This is a genomic window from Aquabacterium sp. (assembly GCF_035476535.1).
In the GTDB taxonomy this organism is placed as follows: Bacteria; Pseudomonadota; Gammaproteobacteria; order Burkholderiales; family Burkholderiaceae_C; genus Pseudaquabacterium.
On record NZ_DATILJ010000332.1, the window covers coordinates 1 to 3,942 of the forward strand.

The window sequence follows — 3,942 nt, forward strand, 5'->3', positions numbered from 1 at the left end:
TGTGGCCAGCCACACGCTGGGCCAGTGACGCGGTGTGCCAGCGCCTTCAGCGCAGGCCAGCCACACCACGATGAGGGCCAGCAGGCACAGCATCGGGCCGCCCCACTGCAGCCACAGGCGGTGCCGCGGGGTCATGGGCGCCCCCTGGGGCCTGCGGCCGTCAAGCAGGCATGCGCTCTCGGCAACGCCTGCGGGCTCATCGCCGGCGCTCCAGCGTCGCGCCGGTGCGCGTGAAGACGCCCGTGTGGGGCGCGGCGCCACTGGCCTCGAGCCATTCGATCTCCTGCGCGGCGCGGCCCAGGCGCTGGCGCGTGGCACTCAGCCGGCGCCGGGCCTGCACCCGCTCGTCGGAGACGGGCGCCCGGTTTCCGAGCGCCGACACCAGCACCAGGGACAGCAGCGGCAGAACCAGCGCCAAGGCCAGCGTCACCAGCGGGAGCCTGGCGCCGTCTGCGTCTGCCGCGGTGCCGGCGTGCTCGATCGCATGGGCCACCAGCAGGCCCAGCGGGCGGCCCGCGGCATCCAGCAGAGGCACCCGGGCACCCGTGGCGGTGGGGCCTTCGTCGGCCGGCCGGCCCACCGCGGTGGGCTCGGTCGAAGCGCGCACGCGGCCGTCGTCGGCCACCCAATCGATGGCCTGCAACGACGGCGCCTGCGCCAGCGCTTCCTCGAGGTGGCGTTGCAGCTGCGGGCCGGACGTAGCCCCGGCCTCGGATTCGAGGCGCGTCTTCAAGGCCGCCAGCGGCAAGGCGCCGGGCGCTGCCAAGCCCGGCCGGGCCGCCAGGCCGCGTTGCAACACGCCGCCCAGGAACCCGATGCCCACACTGACCACCAAGACCCAAGGCAGTGTGGCATCGAGCACCTGGCGCAGCGGCGACCCGCGGGCTGCGCGCACACTGTCGCCGGACCGATCAGCCATGACCCACCTCGTCTTGCACCACCGCATGGCCAGCCGACTGGACGAGCTGGCCGGGCTGGCGCGCGCGGTCAGCGCCTGGTGTGTGCAGCAAGGCCTGCCGGACACCGAAGCCGCGCGGCTGAACCTGATGCTCGACGAATTGGTGACCAACACCGTGCAGCACGGCTACGCGGGCCGTGCCGACGGCTGGGTGGCATTGCGCTTGGGGCGGGAAGGCGAGGTGGTGCATCTCGACCTGAGTGACGGTGCGCCGCATTTCGATCCCACCGCGCAGCCCTCCAGCGTGCAAAGTGCCGTTGACGACGAGATCGAGACGCGGCCGATGGGCGGCCTGGGTGTCGACTTCGTGCGCCGCCTGGTGCTGCGCTGGCAGCACCAGGCGCTGCCGGCCGGCAACCGGCTTCAGCTGTGGCGGCGCATCGGCAGCGTGCCGCAGGGCTCGCGACGCTAGGGAAGTGCCGCTTCAGCACCGACCCGGCAGGACCGACGGCAGGACGTGCCGGGCGCGCCGCTTGCTCCCATCACGCTGCAAGGTGGGGGTGCGCAGAGGCCGCACCCGCCGGCTGTTTGCAACTGCAAGGACACGTCATCATGAAACGCAAGACCGCACCGAAGACATCGCGCCCTGACCCGCAGAACCACGGTGAAGGCAACCGCGAAGCCGCTCGTCGCTACAACGCGGATCAGCAGGACTTCGTGAAATCCGGCAAGGCCGAAGCGGCCGCGCAGCGTGCCGCGCCGCGCAGCGACGAAGAAGCCGCCGACCTGGCCCGCGCCGAACGTGAAGGCCGCCGGCATGCCAAGGAAGAAGACCCGACGGTCCCCGGCGCAAACGCCGCCAAAGGCCAAGATGAGCTCAGCGACGAGGACGCCGAGCCGCGCAGGGACCAGCGCAAGAACATGGACAAGCGCGACGAGATCCGCCCGCCCAAGCGCCAGGGCTGAGACGCCACCCCAGCCCGACCGGGAAACCCGGATCGGGCTGGACGCTCACGCCCCGCCCGTCGACCGCCGCTCGATCACGCGAAAGCCGAGGTCGAAGACGCGCTGCGTCACCACGTCGCCGCGGCAGCGCTCGATGATCAGCTGCGCGGCGCGGCGGCCGATGCCGGCGCCGTCGACCTGCACGGTGGTCAGCGCCGGCATGATGTGGGCCGCGAAGTCGGCGTCGCCGAAACCGCAGATCGCCAGGTCTTCGGGCACGCGCAGGCCGCGCGCCAGCGCTTCGACCAGCACGCCGTGCGCGAGCTGGTCGGAGCTGCAGTACACCGCGCGCAGTTGCGGGTCCTGCTGCAGCAGGTCGCCCAGCGCGCGCCGGCCCAGCGCCAGGTTGCTGGGTGCTGGCAGCACCGCCGTCGGCAATGGCCGGCCTATGCCCTGCAGGAAGCCCTCGCGCCGCAGCGTGGCGCGGTGGTCGTCGCCGGTGGCGATGCCCAGGTGCTGCCATCCCTTGCCGACAAAGTACGCGGCCACCGCGGCGCCGACTTTCTGATGCGAGAAGCCGACCAGCATGTCCAAGGGCTGCTCGCTCAGGTCCCAGGTCTCGACCACCGGGATGCCGACGCGGCGCAGCCGTTCACGCAGCTCGGGCGACTGCACCAGGCCGGTGACGACGATGCCGTCCGGCCGGCGGCTGATCATGGTGTTCAGCAGCGCGTCTTCACGCACGCGGTCGTAGCCGCTCTGGCCCAGCATCAGCTGGTAGCCGGCGGCGTCCAGCGTTTCGGTCAGCGCCTGCACGGTGGGCAGGAACTGCGCCATCGAGATCGTCGGCACCAGCGCCGCCACCATGCGGCTGCGCTGCGATTTCAGCCCGCCGGCCAGCAGGTTGGGGATGTAGCCGGTGGCCTGCACCGCCTGCTGCACGCGGGCAATGGTCTTGTCGGACACCACCTCCGGCTTGCTGAGTGCACGCGACGCCGTGATCAGCGACACGCCGGCGACACGCGCCACGTCGTGCAGCGTGGCGGACTTGGCCGGCTTGCCGGACATACCGGCTGGAAGGTCTGGCGCAGAAGACATGGTGCTCAGTAGAAGCCGCATTGACGGCCGAAGATGACAACGTTACCATCCGCCGAATGACAACGTTACCATTTTTGCTCGATCAAGGCTCGGCCGCGGCGACGGCTGGGGCCGGTAACGATCGCATCAGCCGCATCCGGCTCTCGTCCTGTTACCTGCCCTTGGCCACGCCGATCAGCGACGCCAAGGTGCTGACCGGCCGGCAGAAGCCGATGACCGAGATCGCGATGCTGTTCGCCGAGATCGAAACGGCCGACGGCCACCAAGGCCTGGGCTTCAGCTACGCCAAGCGTGCCGGCGGCCCGGGCCAGTTCGCGCATGCCCAGGAAATCGCACCCGCGCTGCTCGGCGAAGACCCGAGCGACATCGCCAAGCTGTGGAACAAGCTGTGCTGGGCCGGCGCCTCGGTGGGCCGCAGCGGGCTGGCGACGCAGGCCATCGGCGCCTTCGATGTCGCGCTGTACGACCTGAAGGCCCGGCGCGCCGGCCTCTCGCTGGCCAAGCTGCTGGGCAGCTACCGCGATGCGGTGAACTGCTACAACACCTCGGGCGGTTTCCTGCACACGCCGCTGGAGCAGTTGCTGGTGAATGCTGCTGCGTCGCGCGAGCGCGGCATCGGCGGCATCAAGCTGAAGGTCGGCCAGCCCGACCGTGCACTGGACATCCGCCGCGTCGAGGCGGTGCGCAAGCACCTGGGTGACGACGCGCCGCTGATGGTCGATGCCAACCAGCAATGGGACCGGCCCACGGCCCAGCGCATGTGCCGCATCTTCGAGTCCTACAACCTGGTCTGGATCGAAGAGCCGCTGGACGCCTACGACCATGAAGGCCACGCCGCGCTGGCGCTGCAGTTCGACACCCCCATCGCCACCGGCGAGATGCTGACCAGCGCCGCCGAACACGGCGAGCTGATCCGCCACCGCGCGGCCGACTACCTGATGCCCGATGCGCCGCGTGTCGGCGGCATCACGCCCTTCCTGAAGATTGCCGCGCAGGCCGAA

Annotated in this window: 5 protein-coding genes; 3 read left to right on the forward strand and 2 right to left on the reverse strand. The window is 70.8% G+C overall.

Annotated elements, in window-relative coordinates:
* Positions 1 to 196 precede the first annotated feature (196 nt).
* A complete protein-coding gene (locus tag VLK61_RS31895; RefSeq protein WP_325427742.1) occupies positions 197 to 919 on the reverse strand; it encodes a hypothetical protein in 723 nt (240 codons plus the stop codon).
* On the opposite strand from VLK61_RS31895, the gene VLK61_RS31900 reads away from it, so the two are divergent.
* Together VLK61_RS31900 and VLK61_RS31905 are read left to right on the forward strand one after the other, a co-directional pair.
* A complete protein-coding gene (locus VLK61_RS31900; protein WP_325427744.1) occupies positions 918 to 1,370 on the forward strand; it encodes an ATP-binding protein in 453 nt (150 codons plus the stop codon). The two genes, VLK61_RS31895 and VLK61_RS31900, sit on opposite strands and share 2 nt — an antisense overlap.
* Positions 1,371 to 1,510: 140 nt before the next feature.
* Positions 1,511 to 1,864: a hypothetical protein gene (locus VLK61_RS31905; protein ID WP_325427746.1), complete on the forward strand. Its 354-nt coding sequence runs from the start codon at positions 1,511 to 1,513 to the stop codon at positions 1,862 to 1,864.
* A 45-nt stretch (positions 1,865 to 1,909) separates the two neighbouring features.
* Here the strand turns inward: VLK61_RS31905 and VLK61_RS31910 are convergent, their stop codons facing one another.
* A complete protein-coding gene (locus VLK61_RS31910; protein ID WP_325427748.1) occupies positions 1,910 to 2,941 on the reverse strand; it encodes a LacI family DNA-binding transcriptional regulator in 1,032 nt (343 codons plus the stop codon).
* A 56-nt stretch (positions 2,942 to 2,997) separates the two neighbouring features.
* Here VLK61_RS31910 and VLK61_RS31915 point away from each other — a divergent pair.
* A partial coding sequence (locus VLK61_RS31915) for an L-talarate/galactarate dehydratase (protein WP_325427750.1) occupies positions 2,998 to 3,942 on the forward strand: 945 nt, incomplete at its 3' end.

Bases quoted from the DNA above. Each gene is read 5' to 3' on its own strand.
- VLK61_RS31900 (WP_325427744.1), top strand. From the start codon at position 918: ATGACCCACCTCGTCTTGCACCACCGCATGGCCAGCCGACTGGACGAG.
- VLK61_RS31895 (WP_325427742.1), bottom strand. From the start codon at position 919: ATGGCTGATCGGTCCGGCGACAGTGTGCGCGCAGCCCGCGGGTCGCCG.
- VLK61_RS31905 (WP_325427746.1), top strand. From the start codon at position 1,511: ATGAAACGCAAGACCGCACCGAAGACATCGCGCCCTGACCCGCAGAAC.
- VLK61_RS31910 (WP_325427748.1), bottom strand. From the start codon at position 2,941: ATGTCTTCTGCGCCAGACCTTCCAGCCGGTATGTCCGGCAAGCCGGCC.